This window comes from Streptomyces sp. NPDC020875 (genome assembly GCF_040641415.1).
Taxonomy (GTDB): Bacteria; Actinomycetota; Actinomycetes; order Streptomycetales; family Streptomycetaceae; genus Streptomyces.
This window is the reverse complement of the sequence record NZ_JBFADP010000059.1, coordinates 17025-33517: the sequence shown is the minus strand read 5'-3', so window position 1 is coordinate 33517 and position 16493 is coordinate 17025. Positions and strand designations below refer to the sequence as shown.

Annotated in this window: 15 protein-coding genes; 10 read left to right on the top strand and 5 right to left on the bottom strand. The window is 72.9% G+C overall.

Annotated features, from left to right (window positions below):
* Window positions 1-93 precede the first annotated feature (93 nt).
* From AB0G74_RS28235 to AB0G74_RS28210, 6 genes are all read left to right on the top strand, one after another.
* Window positions 94-417: a hypothetical protein gene (locus tag AB0G74_RS28235; RefSeq protein ID WP_361151674.1), complete on the top strand. Its 324-nt coding sequence runs from the start codon at window positions 94-96 to the stop codon at window positions 415-417.
* A gap of 217 nt (window positions 418-634) precedes the next feature.
* Entirely contained in the window at window positions 635-1516 is an 882-nt protein-coding gene (locus AB0G74_RS28230; RefSeq protein WP_361151672.1) for an ABC transporter substrate-binding protein, read from the top strand.
* Between the two features lie 43 nt (window positions 1517-1559).
* Entirely contained in the window at window positions 1560-2510 is a 951-nt protein-coding gene (locus tag AB0G74_RS28225; protein WP_361151669.1) for an amino acid ABC transporter permease, read from the top strand.
* Entirely contained in the window at window positions 2507-3280 is a 774-nt protein-coding gene (locus AB0G74_RS28220; protein WP_361151665.1) for an amino acid ABC transporter ATP-binding protein, read from the top strand. Before AB0G74_RS28225 ends, AB0G74_RS28220 begins: the two co-directional genes overlap by 4 nt.
* Window positions 3280-4935 carry a D-aminoacylase gene (locus AB0G74_RS28215; RefSeq protein ID WP_361151662.1) on the top strand — a complete coding sequence of 552 codons (1656 nt, stop codon included), beginning with the start codon at window positions 3280-3282 and terminating at the stop codon, window positions 4933-4935. Before AB0G74_RS28220 ends, AB0G74_RS28215 begins: the two co-directional genes overlap by 1 nt.
* Entirely contained in the window at window positions 4932-5762 is an 831-nt protein-coding gene (locus AB0G74_RS28210) for a serine hydrolase (protein ID WP_361151659.1), read from the top strand. The genes AB0G74_RS28215 and AB0G74_RS28210 overlap by 4 nt, the downstream gene beginning before the upstream one ends.
* 312 nt (window positions 5763-6074) lie before the next feature.
* On the opposite strand, the gene AB0G74_RS28205 is transcribed toward AB0G74_RS28210, so the two are convergent.
* Complete coding sequence (locus tag AB0G74_RS28205) at window positions 6075-6998, bottom strand: LysR substrate-binding domain-containing protein (RefSeq protein ID WP_361151657.1); 924 nt, start codon at window positions 6996-6998, stop codon at window positions 6075-6077.
* 9 nt (window positions 6999-7007) lie between these two features.
* On the bottom strand, window positions 7008-8351 hold the full coding sequence (gene lysA, locus AB0G74_RS28200) for a diaminopimelate decarboxylase (protein ID WP_361151654.1): 1344 nt from the start codon (window positions 8349-8351) through the stop codon (window positions 7008-7010).
* Window positions 8352-8734: 383 nt separating this feature from the next.
* Here lysA and AB0G74_RS28195 point away from each other — a divergent pair, with 383 nt between their 5' ends.
* Entirely contained in the window at window positions 8735-10537 is a 1803-nt protein-coding gene (locus tag AB0G74_RS28195; protein ID WP_361151651.1) for an ABC transporter ATP-binding protein, read from the top strand.
* Window positions 10534-12276, top strand: coding sequence for an ABC transporter ATP-binding protein (locus AB0G74_RS28190; protein ID WP_361151648.1), 1743 nt, complete (start codon window positions 10534-10536; stop codon window positions 12274-12276). The genes AB0G74_RS28195 and AB0G74_RS28190 overlap by 4 nt, the downstream gene beginning before the upstream one ends.
* 69 nt (window positions 12277-12345) lie before the next feature.
* Here the strand turns inward: AB0G74_RS28190 and AB0G74_RS28185 are convergent, their stop codons facing one another.
* Window positions 12346-13275 carry a class I SAM-dependent methyltransferase gene (locus AB0G74_RS28185; protein ID WP_361151645.1) on the bottom strand — a complete coding sequence of 310 codons (930 nt, stop codon included), beginning with the start codon at window positions 13273-13275 and terminating at the stop codon, window positions 12346-12348.
* Window positions 13276-13488: 213 nt separating this feature from the next.
* Here AB0G74_RS28185 and AB0G74_RS28180 point away from each other — a divergent pair, with 213 nt between their 5' ends.
* A complete protein-coding gene (locus tag AB0G74_RS28180) occupies window positions 13489-13788 on the top strand; it encodes a hypothetical protein (RefSeq protein ID WP_361151642.1) in 300 nt (99 codons plus the stop codon).
* Here AB0G74_RS28180 and AB0G74_RS28175 read toward each other — a convergent pair.
* Window positions 13751-15103 (bottom strand): MFS transporter, encoded by a 1353-nt coding sequence (locus AB0G74_RS28175; RefSeq protein ID WP_361151639.1) that lies wholly within the window; start codon window positions 15101-15103, stop codon window positions 13751-13753. The genes AB0G74_RS28180 and AB0G74_RS28175 overlap by 38 nt on opposite strands.
* A gap of 78 nt (window positions 15104-15181) precedes the next feature.
* Between AB0G74_RS28175 and AB0G74_RS28170 the strand changes: the two genes are divergently transcribed.
* A complete protein-coding gene (locus AB0G74_RS28170; RefSeq protein ID WP_361151636.1) occupies window positions 15182-15847 on the top strand; it encodes a MerR family DNA-binding transcriptional regulator in 666 nt (221 codons plus the stop codon).
* Between the two features lie 99 nt (window positions 15848-15946).
* Here the strand turns inward: AB0G74_RS28170 and AB0G74_RS28165 are convergent, their stop codons facing one another.
* Window positions 15947-16105 carry an EamA family transporter gene (locus AB0G74_RS28165; RefSeq protein ID WP_361151633.1) on the bottom strand — a complete coding sequence of 53 codons (159 nt, stop codon included), beginning with the start codon at window positions 16103-16105 and terminating at the stop codon, window positions 15947-15949.
* Window positions 16106-16493 lie beyond the last annotated feature (388 nt).

The window sequence follows — 16493 nt, the reverse complement described above, 5'->3', positions numbered from 1 at the left end:
GTCCACCGGGAAGGACGTACGGGACAAGGCATGTCAAGGCGCAGCAAGTACGGCAAGCGCGGCAGGCACTCAGCGGTCTCGGGAAGGAGACATATGGCAAAAGCGACAGGGCGGACGGTGGCTGTTCTCGTGGCGGCGGGGGCGCTGGTCCTCGGGACGACGACCGGCGCGTCCGCCGCCACGGGCACCTTCGTCTACCACACCCAGCCGGGCGATGTGGCGCACACCCTGACCGACCCGTCGGAGAGCCGGTGCTATCCGGTGGGCCGTAGCGCGCGGGGGCGGGTCGACAACAACACCGACCGCCGGGCGGTCCTCTACGTGGAGAAGAACTGCCGCAACGCCACGGCCGAGGAGCTGGAACCCGGACAGTGGGTCGCCGACGCCGTCTTCATGTCGGTGCAGTTCACGCCCTGAGCGGGGGCGGTACGGCACCCCGGCACCCCGGCACCCCGGCCGCCCGGCCGGGGTGCCGTCGTGTGTCCGGGGGCGGTCGGGGGCGCGGCCACCGGGGGAGCGGAGCCGTACCGAAATCGATGCTCAGCCGCGAATGACGTCATCATCTTCCGTTTCCGGCCGGACGACTGTCAGCATCTGCGCAAGTCACCCCGCGTGGAGAAAAACTGGAGGATCCATGGCAAACCGGAGACGCGCCCGCTCCCTCGCGGCCCTGGCGCTGGTCGCCCTGCTGACCGTCTCCTGCGGACGCTCCGACCAGGGCGGCGGTGGTTCCGCCGCGGATCCCGCCGCCTCGGGCAAGAGCGCCGCCGAACTGGTCCCGGCGGACATCCGCGAGAAGGGCGTACTGCGGGTCGCCACCGCCGTCGGCTATCCGCCCATGGAGATGTACAAACCGGGCACGACCGAGCTGACCGGGGTCGACCCCGATCTGGCCCGGGCCGTCGCCGACCGGCTCGGCCTGAAGCTCGAACTCACCAACGCCGCCTTCGACGGGCTGATCCCCGGACTCCAGTCCGGCCGGTTCGATCTGGTGATGTCCTCGATGACCGACAGCCCCGAGCGGCGCAAGGCCGTCGACTTCGTCGACTACTTCCGCACCGGCGGGGTGGTGATGACCAAGAAGGGCAACCCGGAGGGGATCAACTCCCTGGAAGACCTCTGCGGCAAGGCCGTCGTCCTCGCCAAGGGCAGCTCCAACCTGGCCATCGGCCAGAAGCAGAACGCCCAGTGCGCTCAGAAGATGAGGATCTCGCAGAGCGAGGACGCGCCGACGGGGCTGCTCCAGCTCGACAGCGGCCGGGCCGTTGCCACCATCGTGGACTATCCGGTGGCCGCGATGTTCGTGAAGGAGAAGGGGGTCTACGAGGCCCTGCCGACGCAGTACGGCTCCGCGCCCTGGGGAATCGCCGTGGCCAAGAACGAGTCCGGACTGCGCGACGCGGTCCAGAAGGCCCTCCAGGGGCTGATCGACGACGGCGGCTACCGGAAGATCCTCGACTCCTACGGCGTCGGCGGCAGCGCCGTCCCCAAGGCCACCGTCAACGACGGCGCCTGAGCGGGGGAACGCCATGACCCAGCTCCGAAAGAACGATTCTGCAATGACCGGCTCCGGACCGGCCGCCGATTCCGCGCCCCCGGCTGACCCGGTCGCCGGGGACGCCCTCGCCCTGAAGGTGACCGCCCGGCCCAGGCCCGGGCGCTGGCTCGCCGTCGCCGCCGCCGTCTTCTTCGCGGTCTGGCTGGCGTACACCGTCGTCGTCAACCCCAACCTCCACTGGGACATCGTCGTCGAGTACCAGTTCGACCAGCGGATCCTCGCGGGCCTCTGGGTGACCGTCCAGCTCACCCTGGTCTCGATGGCCGTCGGGATCGCCATCGGGGTGCTCGTCGCGGTGATGCAGCTCTCCGAGAGCCCCGTACTCCGGGTCATCGCGAGCGCCTACACCTGGTTCTTCCGGGGCACCCCGCTCCTGGTCCAGCTGATCTTCTGGTTCAATCTGGCGCTCCTCTTCCCGGTGATCGGCATCGGGATCCCCTTCGACGGCCCCAAGCTGGTCGAGTGGCAGACCAACGCGGTCATCACCGGCTTCGTCGCGGCCCTGCTCGGGCTCTCCATCAACGAGGGCGCCTATATGGCCGAGATCGTCCGGGCCGGGATCCAGAGCGTCGACCCCGGACAGCGCGAGGCCGGTGAGTCCATCGGCATGTCGAACCGGCAGGTCCTCACCCGGGTCGTCCTGCCGCAGGCGATGCGGGTCATCATCCCGCCGTTCGGCAACCAGTTCATCTCCATGCTCAAGACCACGTCCCTGGTCTCGGTGATCGCCGGATCCGATCTGATGACCGTCTCCCAGCATCTCTACCTGGCCAACTTCGAGGTCATCGCCCTGCTGATGGTCGCGTCGATCTGGTACCTCGTCCTCACCACCGTCGCCAGCGTCATCCAGCACTTCGTGGAACGGCGCTACAACCCCGCCGCCGTCCCGGTCCGCCGCCGGGTGCTGGCCAACCTCGTACCCGGCCGAACCGGCAAGGGAGCCACCGCGTGAACGACATCGTCCTCGAAGCCCGGGGCATCCGGAAACGGTTCGGCGACACCGAGGTGCTCCGCGGCGTCGACCTCGACGTCGCCCGGGGCGAGGTGGTCTGCGTCATCGGCCCCTCCGGCTCCGGCAAGTCCACCCTGCTGCGGTGCTTCAACCATCTGGAGAAGATCGACGCGGGCCGGGTCCGGGTCGACGGCGAACTCGTCGGCTACGAACAGCACGGCACCTCCGGGACCGTACTGCGGGAGCGGCGGCCCCGGGACATCCGCCGGCAGCGGGAACGCATCGGCATGGTCTTCCAGCGGTTCCACCTCTTCCCCCACCGCACCGCCCTCCAGAACGTGATGGAGGGACCCGTCGCCGTGAAACGCCGCTCCCGCGCCGAGGCCGAACGGCAGGCCCGGGAACTCCTCGACCGGGTCGGTCTCGCCGACCGCGCCGACCACTACCCGGCCCAGCTCTCCGGCGGTCAGCAGCAACGGGTCGCGATCGCCCGCGCCCTCGCCATGGAACCGGCCCTGATGCTCTTCGACGAACCCACCTCCGCCCTCGACCCCGAACTCGTCGGCGAGGTCCTGGCCGCCATGCGCGACCTGGCCCGGAGCGGAATGACGATGATCGTGGTCACCCACGAGATGGGCTTCGCCCGGGAGATCGCCGACCGCGTCCTCTTCCTCGACCGGGGCGCCGCCGTCGAGGAAGGACCCCCGGAGCAGCTCTTCGGCGACCCCCGGCACGAGCGCACCCGCACCTTCCTGTCGACGGTGCTGTGATGGCGGCTCCCACGGCCACCCCACGGCCCCCCTACGACGTACTGCTCCGAGGCGGCACCCTGGTCGACGGGACCGGCGCCCCGCGCCGGACCGCCGACATCGGGATCACCGGCGGCCGGATCGCCGTACTGCCGCCGGGCAGCCGCCCCGAGGCGGCCGAGGTGATCGACGCCACCGGCCGGATCGTCACCCCCGGCTTCATCGACGTCCACACCCACTCCGACGCCCTGGCCGCCCGCCCGGCGGACCGGGCCCCGGGCGGGGGAGACGGCGACGACGGGCTCGAAGCGCTGCGGCTCGCCCCGCTGCTCCAGGGCGTCACCACCGAGATCGCGGGCAATTGCGGCAGCGGACTCTTCCCCGCCCGGCCCGAACGGCTGCCCGCCCTCGCCGAGCACACCCGGGTCGTCTTCGGCATCGGAGCCGTACCGCCCGCCGAGGACTTCGACGGCTTCGCCCGGGGCCAGGACCCGGCCCTGCGCCCCACCCATATCGCGTCCCTGGTGGGCCACGGCACCCTCCGCGCCGGGGTGATGGGCTTCGACGACCGGCCCGCCACACCCGCCGAACTGCGCGCCATGCGCGCCCTGCTCGACCGCTGTCTGGCCCAGGGCGCCGCCGGGCTCTCCACCGGACTGATCTATCCGCCCGGCGGCTACGCCGACACCGGCGAACTCATCGCGCTCGCCGAGATCGCCGCACGGCACGGCAAACCGTATGTGACCCATCTGCGGGACGAGATGTCCCAGGTGGAGACCGCCGTCGAAGAGGCCCTGGAGATCGCCCGCGAGTCCGGCGCGCCGCTCCAGATCTCCCACCACAAGACCGCCGGACGCCACGCCTGGGGCGCCACCCTGCGCACCCTGCCGACCCTGGAACGCGCCCGCGCGGAAGGCGTGGACGTCCTGTGCGACGTCTACCCCTACACGGCGGGCAGTACGGTACTCCACGCCCTGCTGCCGCCCTGGGCCAACGAGGGCGGCATCGGCGCCCTGCTCGCCCGGCTCCCCGACCCGGCGGTCCGCGACCGGATCCGTACCTCCATCGCCCACGGCGTCGACGGCTGGGAGAACACCGTCGGCAACGGTGGCTGGGACCTCGTCACCGTCGCCGCCGCCCCCCGCCATCCGGCCGCCGAAGGACGGCGGATCGCCGACCTCGCCGCCGCGGCGGGCACCGATCCGGTGGACTACGTCTGCGATCTGCTGCTCGCCGAAGCGGGCGGGGTCACCATCATCAGCCACTCCATGCGCGAGGACGACGTACGCCGGGTGATCGCCAGCCCCCTGTCCATGATCGGCTCCGACGGGGTGCCCAAACCGGGCCGCCCGCACCCCCGCTGGGCGGGCAGCTTCGCCCGGATCCTCGGCCACTACGGGCGCGACGAGGGACTCCTCACCCTGGAGAGCGCCGTCCACAAGATGACCGGACTGCCCGCGCGGCGATTCGGGCTCACCGGACGCGGCACCGTCCACGACGGGGCCCGTGCCGATCTCGTCGTCCTCGACCCCGATACCGTACGGGACAACGCCACCTTCGACCGTCCGCTGCTCGCGCCCGACGGCGTCGCCGCGGTCCTGGTCGCGGGACGGGTCGCCGTCCGCGACGGCCGGCCCACCGGGGTGCGCGCCGGAAAGGTGGTGAGGGTGCCGTGACCCTGGCCCGAGTCGCCGCGGCCGCCCGCAGCGCCGCCGCGCTGCCGTTCGTCCTCGGCGTCGCCGCGATCGACGTGGACGACGGCCGGACCACCGGTGTCGACGACACCGTCGTCCTGCCGGTCGCCTCCACCGCCAAACTGCTGCTGCTGGCCGAGGTCGCCCGCCGGATCGACGCCGGTGAACTCGACCCGGCGGCACCGGTCGCCCTCGATCCGGCCGACACCGTCCACGGCACGGGCCTCCTGACCCGGCTCGGCCGCACCGGCTGGACCGTCGCCGACCTCGCCGTGCTCACCGCCGCCGTCAGCGACAACACCGCGACCAACGCACTGCTGCGGCTGGTGGGCACCGAGGCGACCGGGAACCTCGCCCGGCGCCTCTCCCTCGGCGAACTGACCGTCCACGACCGGGTCCGCGACCACCGGGGCCCCGGCGACCCGCCGGTCTTCGCCACCGGCACCGCCCGCGCGCTCGCCGAACTCGCCGCCCACACGGCCCGCGGCACCCTGGTCACACCGGGGGCGTCCCGGCTGCTCCTCGACTGGATGCGGTCCAACACCGACCACGGCCTGGCCCCGGCGCTCGCCGTCCACGACCCCTACACACGGGAGTTCCCGGCCCCGCCGCCCGGCGTCCTGCTGGTCGCCAACAAGACGGGCACGGACCCGGGGGTCCGGGCCGATACGGGCGTCTTCATCGGCGCCCGCCGGGTGGCGTACGCGATCGTGGCGCACTGGGACACGGCCCTCGGCGAGAGCACGGAACGCGCGGCGGTCCACGCCATCCGCGACGTCGGCCGCACCCTGGCGGAGTACGCTGGCTGACTCCCCGGCCCGCCGGGCCCTGTCACCGGAGCGACCGGCAGCAGGGCTCAGCCCTGTGAACGGAGCGGTCGGCCACGTACCGGGTGGTCGTCGCACGACAGGCTCGGGCGGCTGTTTCCGCGGCGTACCGTCCGGCCGTGCACCGTCGGCCGGGCGGGACGAGCGCGCCTCCCGTGCCCGGGGGCCCTCCATCGCCGAAGGCACAGGGGGCGGAACCGCGCGATCAGCCGCGCGCGGTGTGCGGGCCGGGTCCGGGGGCAGGCCGCCGGGTGGCGGGGCCGGAGTGCGACGCGGCCGGTGCCCGCTCCGGCGTCACGTCCACTGCGCGCCCAGCAGCGCCCCGACCTCCTCCGCAGCCGACCGCAGATCCGTCAGGAACGAGCGGAGCAGCGGATTCTCATTGGTGCCCCGGGTCGCGACACCGATCCGGCGGTGCAGCCGGGGGTGGTCGAGCCGGCAGACGTGGACACCCGCCGTATCGCCCAGACCGAGCGCCGGGACCAGGGCGATCCCCATTCCCGCGCGGGCCAGATTGATCGTGACCTGGTAGTGGTCGCTGCGGCAGCGGACCCGGGGCAGAAAGCCCTCCACGGCGCAGGCGCGCTCCAGGACGGGCTCCCCGCTGTGGCCGCCCCGGGTGCCGATCCAGCTCTCGCCCTCCAGCGCGGCCAGCCGGACCACCGAACGGCGGCCCAGCCGGTGCCGCAGCGGCACCACGATCAGCTGCGGCTCGTCGAAGAACATCTCCACGTCCACCGACGCCTGACGGCACCACGGGTCCAGCGGATGCTCGAAGACCACCACCGCGTCCAGCCGTCCCGCCTCCAGATCGGGGACCAGCTCGTGCGGCTGCCCGAGGATCAGTTCCAGCTCCACATGGGGCCGGGCCGCCGCGAACGCGGACAGGGCCCGGGGCAGCAGCTCCAGGCCCGCCGAGGCGAAGAACCCCAGCCGCAGCACCCCGGCCTCGCCGACGGCATGGCCGCGCAGATCGTCCCGCGCGACGTCCATCAGATCGGCGATGGCCTGGGCGTGCTCGGCCAGCCGCCGCCCGGCGGCCGTCAGCCGCAGACTCTGCGGGGCGCGCTCCACCAGCGCGACGCCCATCTCCTGCTCCAGCCGGGCCAGCTGGTGCGAGACCGCCGACGCGCTCAGATGCAGCGCCCCGGCGGCCCCCACGATGGTGCCCTTCCGGGCGATCTCCAGCAGGACGAGCAGACGGCCACTGTTCAGCATCGCGCCAGGTTAGGCCGTAGTCAGCCGACGCGCGGTGACCTGTGCCACCCCCGCCGCCCCCGGCCTCTCACCGGGGCCGGGCACATCAAGGCGCAGCAGGTCGTCCTCGGTCTCGCGGCGGACCACCAGCCGGGCACCGCCGTCGCGGACGAAGACCACCGCCGGGCGGGGCAGCTTGTTGTAGTTGGACGCCATGGCATAGCCGTACGCCCCGGTCACCGGGGTCGCCAGCAGATCGGAGACCGCCAGATCGGCGGGGAGCGCCGCGTCGTCGACGAGGATGTCGCCGCTCTCGCAGTGCTTGCCCACCAGCCGGGCCCGCAGCGGGCGGTCCGCGAACGGGGCGCGGGGCAGGAACGCCTCGTACCGGCCGCCGTAGAGGGCGGGGCGGATGTTGTCGCTCATCCCGCCGTCGACCCCGACATAGGTCCGGACGCCCTCGATGTGCTTGATGGTGCCCACCCGGTAGAGGGTCAGCCCGGCCCGGGCCGTGACCGACCGGCCGGGTTCGACCACGAACGGCCCGGTCCAGCCCGCGTCCCGGACGGCCGTACGGACCCCGGTGGCCCACTCCGCGAACGAGGGCACCCGCTCGCCCCCCTCGTACGCCACACCCAGCCCACCGCCCACGGTCAGCCCGGCCACCCCCGACTCGACGGCGAACCGGGCGATGGTCGCCGCGCCGTCCGCGAGCCGCCCGGCGTCCAGTACCTGGGAACCGACATGGGCGTGGACACCCTCCAGCGCCATCGCCCCGGACGACCGGGCCCGCCGGACGGCCGCCGCGGCGGCACCCGTCGCCAGCCCGAAGCCGAACTTGGAGTCCGTACCGCCGGTACGGATCGCCTGGTGGCCGCCCGCGGCGACCCCGGGCGCCACCCGCAGCACCACCGGGACCGGGGCGAGCCCGTGGACGGTGGCGAGCCGCTCGATCCGGTCCATCTCGTCGAAGTTGTCCACCACGACATGCCGTACCCCGGCCCGGACCGCGGCCAGCAGCTCGCCGTCGTCCTTGTTGTTGCCGTGCAGGACGATCCGGTCGCCCGGCACGCCCGCGTTCAGGGCCACCCGCAGCTCACCGCCGGAGGCGACGTCGAGCAGCAGCCCCTCCTCGTGCGCGAGCCGGGCCATCGCGGTGCACAGGAACGCCTTGGAGGCGTAGGCGACCAGGCCGGGGCCGAAGGCGGCGACCGCCTCCCGGCACCGCCGCCGCAGATGCTCCTCGTCGTAGACGAACAACGGCGTCCCGAACCTGCGCCCCAGCTCCACGAGGGAGACCCCGCCGACGGACAGCCCGTCGGGGCCGTCCTGCGCGGTCAGCGGCAGCAGATCCGGGGAGACGGCTTCTGACATGGTTTCCTCCCCGTTGACCGGACTCACCGCCATCCTCCGGCCCCCGGCCGGGCGGTAAAAGCGGAATCTTCGGTGGGTGAGCATCGGAAAAACGGTGGCTGCCGCCGGGGCGCCGCGGGGCCGGGGCCGCCACGTTTCATCACCGGGGGAACCGGTTTCATCACACCGGCCGCCGGGACCGCGTCCGCGGGTTCGCCGGGCGACACCACCGGGGCGGGCGACAACCCCGCCCCAGCCCGCCTTTGACATCACGTTTCCTTCAAGAACCAGGATGGAACGCGAGGCCGGGCCGGACCGGATGCCTCCGGCCGGGACCGCCGACGCGGCCCCGGGGAGCCGGGCCGGGCCGCCCGGCACCGACGACGTCCCGGAGGACCATGGGCATGAGCACCACCACCAACGCACGGACGGCCGCCCCGCCGGGAACCGCCCCCGACGCGGACCCGCAGGCCGGACTCGCGGGAACCGGCGCCCTGGCACGGCTGCTCGCCCCGGTCCGGACCCACCTCGTGATCTGCGCGCTCCTCTCGGCCCTGGGTGCCGCGGCGGGCATCGTGCCGTACATCGCCGTCGCGGAGATCGCGGCGGCTGTCCTCGACGACCCGGCGGGCGCCGACCGGGCCGTGTGGACCTGGGTCGGCGTCGGCGCCGCGGGCGCGGCCCTCTGGCTGCTGATGCTCGTCCAGTCCGCCCGGATCGGGCACTACGCGGACGCGGCGATCCTGCACGATCTGCGGGTCCGGATCGTCCGCCATCTCGGCTCGCTGCCCCTCGGCTGGTTCCGGGCCTCCGGCTCCGGCCGGGTCAAGCGGGCCATGACCGGCGACCTGGAGGAGATGCACGAGGTCATCGCCCACGCCCTGGGCCAGCTCACCGGCGCCCTGACCGTCACCGTCGTCGCCACCGGCTATCTCCTCCTGGTGGACGTCCGGATGGCGCTGATCGCCCTCGGCGTCCTGGCCCTGATGGGGGTCTTCTACCGGATCTCGATGCGCTCCATGACGACCCATATGAACCGGCTGATCGCCGCCGAGGGCCGGATCAGCGCCGCGAGCGTCGAATACGCCGACGGCATCCAGGTCGTGAAGACCTTCGGCACCGGCGGGCGGGTACTGCGCCGCTACGACGACGCGGTCGACGAGTACGCCGGGGCCTTCGCCGCTTGGGTCGCCGAGGTCCGCTACAGCTCGGCCGTCTCCCGGCTCTGCGGCTCCGAGATGGCGGTCCTCGCCGCCGTCACCACCGCCGGACTCGTCTTCGTCGACGGCGGCACGCTCGCCGTCGCCGAACTCGTCGCCTTCCTGGTCGTCGCGATCGGGCTGCCCAACTCGATCCTCCCGGCCGTCAGCGCCTCCCAGGGGGTCCGCAAGGGCCGGATGGGCGCCACCAACATCGAACGGCTGCTGGCCCAGCCACCGCTGCCCGAACCCGCCGAGCCGCGGCGCCCCGCCGGACACGGCGTCGAGTTCGACCGGGTCACCTTCTCCTACGACGGTGTCACCAACGCGCTGGAGGAGATCGACGCGGTCTGCCCGCCCGGAACCGTCACCGCGATCGTCGGACCGTCCGGCGCGGGCAAGACGACCCTGGCGAGCCTGCTGCCCCGGTTCTACGACACCACCGGCGGAGCGGTCCGGATCGGCGGTACGGACGTCCGCTCGATCCCCTCCGCCGAACTGCTGGCGTCCATGTCGCTGGTCTTCCAGGACGTCGCCCTGCTCCGGGACAGCGTGGCCGAGAACATCCGGATCGGCCGCCCCGGCGCCGACGACGCCGCCGTCCGCCGGGCCGCGGAAGCCGCCCACATCCACGAGGTGATCGAACGACTGCCCGACGGCTACGACACCCCGCTCGACGCGGGCGGCGGCGCCCTGTCCGGCGGCGAACGCCAGCGGCTGACCATCGCCCGCGCCATCCTCTCCGAGGCGCCCGTCGTCGTACTCGACGAGGCCACCGCCGCCCTCGACCCCGACAGCGAGTCCGCCGTCCAGAGCGCCCTCGCCACCCTCGCCGTCGGCAAGACCGTGATCGTGATCGCCCACCGGCTGCACACCGTCGCCGGGGCCGACCAGATCCTCGTCCTCGACCGGGGACGGCTGGCCGAACGGGGCCGCCACGAGGAACTGCTCGCCCGCGACGGGCTCTACGCCCGGATGTGGGCCGCGCAGGAAGGAGCACTCGTATGATCCGCAGGCTCTACCGGCTCTGGCCCGACCCCCGGCTCCTCGGCCGCCTCTGGCTGCTGACCGCCGCCCAGGCCGTACTCCAGGGACTGCTGCTCGGTCTGCTCGTCCCGGTCCTCGACGCCGTCGTCCGCCCCGAGCCCGACCTCGGCGCGGCCACCCCCTGGCTGGTGCTCGGCGCCGTCGGCGCGCTCTGCTACGCCGTCCTCAGCGTCGTCGCCACCCCGGTCGGCTTCGCCGCCGCCGGATCCCTCGCGGCCCAGCTCCGCCGCAGGCTGATGCGCCATGTCAGCACCCTGCCGCTGGGCTGGTTCACCGCCGAGCACAAGGCCCGGCTCGCCCGGGCCGTGACCGCCGACGTCGGCGACGCCGCCCATCTCGCGGTCACCGTCGCCGGACCCGCGATCACCGCCACCCTGCTGCCCGCGACGGTCGTCGCCGTGACCCTGGTCGTGGACTGGCGGATGGCGCTGCTGCTCTGCGTGATCGCCCTGGTCGCCCTCCGGGCGCTGCGACGGGCCGGGCGGATCGCCGAAGAGGCCGAGACCGAACTCGAACGGGCGGCGGCCCAGGTCGCGGGCCGGGCCATCGAACTCGGCCAGGCCCAGACCGTGCTCCGGGCCGCGGGCCACGCCGACGGCACCCCCCGGATGCGGGCCGCCCTCGTGGACCACCGCGAGACCTACCGCGAGGGCATGCGGCGGGCCCGGCGCCCGTTCTTCGTCTACACCGGTGTGATCATGGCGGGGTTCGTCACCGTCCTCGCCCTCGCCGCCGCCCTGATGCTCGGCGACCGGGTCGGTATCGCCGAAGGGATCGCCCTGCTGGTGCTGGCCGCCCGCTTCCTGGAGCCGCTGGGCCATCTGATCGACCTGATCGGCGCCCTGCGCGCGATGACCAACAAGATCGCCCGGATCGAGGAGCTGCTGGCCACCCCCGCCCTGCCCGCCCCGGCCGCCCCGGTCCGCCGGATCGACACCGCGGACGTCGAGTTCAGGGATGTCGGCTTCACCTATCCGGGCGGCGACACCGCCGCCCTGACCGGGGTGTCCCTGCACTGTAGGCCGGGCACCACGACCGCCTTGGTGGGTCCTTCGGGTTCCGGCAAGACGACGGTCACCCGGCTGATCGCCCGCTTCTTCGACGTCGGCTCCGGGACGGTCCGGGTCGGCGGTACCGACGTCCGCGAACTCGACCCGGCCACCCTGCTGGACGAGATCGCCATCGTCTTCCAGGACGTCTACCTCTTCGACGACACCATCGAGAACAACCTCCGGCTGGCCGCGCCGGACGCGACCGAGGCGGAGCTGACCGCCGCCGCCCGGGCGGCCCGGCTGGACGAGGTGATCGAACGCCTGCCGGACGGCCGGCTGACCCGGGTCGGCGAGGCCGGGGCCCAGCTGTCGGGCGGTGAGCGGCAGCGCGTCGCGATCGCCCGCGCGATCCTGAAGCGGGCCCGTATCGTCCTGGTCGACGAGGCGAGTTCGGCGCTCGACCCGGAGAACGAGGCGGCGGTGGCCCAGGCCGTCGCCAACCTCGGCAAGGACCCGGACCGTACGGTGATCGTGATCGCCCACCGGCCCGCGACCCTCGCCGCGGCGGACTACGTGGTCTCGCTCGACGGCGGTCGGGTCACCGAGTACGGCACCCCCGGGGAACTGGCCCGGACGGGCGGCACCTTCGCCCGGCTCAGCGGCCGGTACGAGCGGGCCCGGCACTGGCGGATCGCCGGACGCGGCTGACCCGCCCCGCCCGGTGGGACCACCGGCCACCGGCCCGCGGAGTGTGCGGCGGGCCGGTGGCCGGACGGTTCAGCCCTGGTGCCGCCACCAGAACGAGGCGGGCCGGTCGTGCCGGGTGACACCGAGCCGCCGCCACAGCGGGCGCAGCAGTTCGCGGAGTTCGGGATCGCCGTGGACGAAGGCGTTCGGCAGGACGACGTCGAACCGCTGCGGGGCCGCCGTCAGCAGCGCCGCCAGCAGATACTGCTCCGAGTACAGCCGCCACCGCCACGACTCGGGATAGTCCGCGGGCAGCATGATGTCGTGCACCTGGACCAGCACGCCCGGCTTGAGCCGGGGCAGCAGCTCGAAGAAGAAGACCATCACGTCCGAGCCCATGTGCAGCCGGTGCGAACCGTCGAGGAAGACGATGTCACCCGGCTCCAGCGCCTCGAAGACGGCGGGATCCGCCTCCTGGAGCGGAACCCGGATCACCTCGTCGCAGATCGCGTCGATCGGCGCCCGGGGGGTGGGGTCGATCGAGACGATCCGGGTGGCGAGCCCGAGATCGTCGACGGCGCGCCGGGCGAACATGGTGGAGTTGCCGGAGCCGATCTCCAGATACCGGGCCGGTTTCACCTCGGCGAGCAGCCCGTAGAGGGAGAGGGCGTCCAGCGGCGGTAGCCAGGTATTGCCCCAGAAGGGGTCGGAGCCGTACTCCAGGCCCTGGACGGGAATCCGGGCCAGCAGGTCCTCGTGGTCGAGGAAGCGGGTCAGCCGATCCGCGTAATCCTCCCGCCCCCGCTCCAGCAGGGTGCGTACGGGGGCGAGTTCGGCCCGGGGCTCCGGGGTGATCATATGGTCGAGGAAGACCGGTTTGACCAAGCCCGAGGCCCAGAGCAGCAGCCCCTGGGCGAAGGGTCTGTTGTCCAGCCGGTCGAGGCCCCGCTGAAGTGCGGGAAACCGGTCGAACAGATTGGGGGCGGGCTCGCGGGCGGCGGTGGACTTCTGTGCGCGCAAGGGAGAGGGAGCCTTTCGGTCACGATACGGCCGGGAAGGACGTGCTCTGAGGCGTGCGCGGTGCGCGTTCGGTCGGAGGAATGATCCGGACTCGAAGATCTTTTCCCCGAACGCCCGCCGGAAATCCGGCGCGTTCCGGCCACTCCGCCGTCTCGACGGCACCCCCGCCCGGCGGGACACTCGTCGCGCCCGACCGGGTTCGAAGGGGGAGCCGTGGCAGAGACCGTCGGCGACCGGATCGCCATCTCCCTCATCGGCGGGGCCGGAGGCGGGTGGATCACCGCGGTGGTGCTCGACGACTTCGTGGCGGCCGTACTGGGCCATGACTTCTCGGTATCGGCGCTGTGGTGGGTGGGGGCCGTGGGCGGTGCCGTCGTGGCCGTACTGCTCTGGTTCGTACCCGGGCCCGACGGCCACGGGTCCGGCCGGGGGAGGGGAGGCGCGAACGAGGATTCCGGCGACGGCGGTGGCGACCTCAGCTGCGGCGACTGCGGTGGCTGTGGCGGGGACTGACGGGCCGTCCCGCCCGCAGCGGGGCCCGGCGTCCGGCACAGGGTACGGTTCCGGCCACGGCCCGGGGCTCCGGGCCGTCCTCACCCGGTGCGAGGTTCCGCCGCAGCCAGCCGGGGACCAGCAACGCCGCAGCCGCGACCACGACCGCCAGGAGTACCGGCCAGACGAAACCGGCCCTGGCGGCCAGCGCCAGCCCCGCCGCGTTGACGGCCGTGATGAAGACGCCCTCGACACAGAGCGGCAGGGTGTAGTCCCCGGCCGCCGACCCCGGCCGGGCCAGCCGCATCGACACCGCCGAGATCAGGGTGACCTTCGCCCCGTACACCACCCCCGTGGCGATCAGGACCAGCGCCGTGGGCCCGAGCGGGGCGTGCCCGAGGGCCGGCGGCAGCAGGGCGGCGGTGCCGACGGTCCCCGCGACGGCCAGGACCGGTGCGCAGCGGCTGACCCCGAACCGGGTCAGCGCCGCCCCCGTGACCAGCGCCGCGACCGTCTGCACTCCGTATCCCACCGACTGGACCAGGGCGATCCGGTCGGTCGGCCAGCCGGCCTCCAGCAGCATCGCCGACTGCGGGCCCGACACCAGCCAGCCCCCGGCGGCGAAGGCCGGAATGACCGCCAGGGCCCACCAGCGGGTACGCGGACGCCGGAGATAGTCCAGCAGTGCCCGGAACCCCGAGTCCCCGGCGGGCGCTCCGGGAGCGTCCGGGGTCCCGGGGGCGGCCGGTTCCGCCACCCGGGCCAGGACGGCCAGCGGTACGGCGTACACCAGGGCCAGACAGACCAGGGCGGCCGTCCACCCGGCATGGGCGTACAGCAGCAGGGCGCCGCTGGAGCCGATCAGGATGGAGAGGGACGCGGCGGCCATCTGGACGCCGTTGGCGGTGCCGTACGCCCCCGGGGGCACCAGACGTACGGTGAAACCGGCGAGGGCCGTGTCATGGACCATCGACACCAGCATCACCAGCACCGTCAGAACCAGTACCCAGGGCAGATCGCCGACCGGGTCCAGCGGCGCGAGCGCCAGCAGAATCGCCACCAGCGCCAGCTGGGTGGAGATCAGCACGCCGCGGTAGCGGCCCGCCCGGGACGGCCGGACCCGGTCCACCAACGGCGCGGCCAGGAACCGGGCCGCGTACACCAGCCCCAGCAGATTGACCAGGGCGACGGTGCCCATCGACACACCCCGGGTCAGCAGGATCGTGCCCAGGGTGAGACAGAAGAACGAGAAGCCGATGTAGGCGACCAGATAGAGGGCCCCGAGGACGGGGAGTACCCCGCGGGCGGGGTGGGCCGGCGCCGTCGTTCCGTTCATCGCACCTACGTTCTCTGGCAAGCGGGTAAGGTTAGGCTCACCTTGCTTGTTGCGGTGGACATGATGTCAACTGGGCCCATGGACGAGCACCGTGTCGACATCGGCGAGGCGGCGGCCCTGTTCGGGCTGTCACCCGCGACCCTCCGCTGGTGGGAGCGGACCGGGGTACTGCCCCCGCCGCCGCGTACCGGTGGCCGCAGGCGGTACGGCGAGCGCGAGCTGCGCCGGGTGGGTCTCGCCTACCTCTGCTGCGTCCTGGGGCGGATGCCACTCGGCAGCGCCGTCTCCGTGGTCGCCGGGAACGACGGCCCCGACACCTGGCGCCGGGCGGTCACCGACCAGATCTCCCGGCTCGACCGGGAGCTGGCCGAACTGCGGACCGCCCGTACCTATATGACCCATCTGCTGCGGTGCGAGGACGACGACATGACCGACTGCCCCTATCTGGAGTGGGAGGTCCGGGCCCACACCCCGCGGGGCAGACTGCCGCACGAGGACGTCGTCGCCGCGGCACGCGCGGCGGGTACCGGAATGTCCCCGGCGAGCCGGGAAACCGGCCGTACGGGACACCGGGAGTCATGTGACGAAACGGGTGACGGGGCGGGGGAGAGTGACGCAACACCCCCGGTCTGCCGGGCCTGTGGCTGGGCTCTGCCCACCGGACCGCGCGCCGGGCGGCCCCGGGTGTACTGCTCCGCGGCCTGCCGTCAGCGGGCCTTCCGTACCCGCAGAGCCGGAGCCTGACCGCCGGTCGCCGGTCGCCGGTCGCGGGTCACGGGTCGCCGGTCGGGCGCTGAGGCCGGTGCCGTCCGGGATCCCGTACGGCTTCCGGCCCGCCGCCGCTCACTCGTCGAGATCGTCCTCGGTGAAGAGGAAGATCCCCCCGATGATCAGAGCCGCCCCGACGAACTGCCGGACGGTGACGGACTCCTCGAGGAAGACGATCGCCGCGACCACCCCGAAGAACGGGGTGACGCTGACCTGTTCGGATCGAATGGGCAACGCTGGTACGGCGGAGCGGCGCCCGGTGGCGTGCGGCGGAGAGCGGGCGCCGGGTTCACACCGTGGAATGGATCGACAAGCCCCGGCCGGTCATCTCGATGAACGACCTCGGCATACCCGATGCCGGTGGCCGCGTCGGCGACTTGTCAACGAGAAGAGGTGAAGCAATGGAATCGTCATACAATTCCATTGACCTATCGGCGGATTGTCGCAAGATCTGTGCATCGAGACGTTTTCGACAATCAACGCGAGCCATATGGTAAGACCTTGCGGCTTTCCTTGTCGACCGCCCTTGCGCGCCGTCACCGGCTTCCGTTAGCGTGCCGTTCGCCGCGGTATTTCCGTTCCCTCGCCGGGCGCGACCGTCCATCGGACGGCCGTGCGTCAC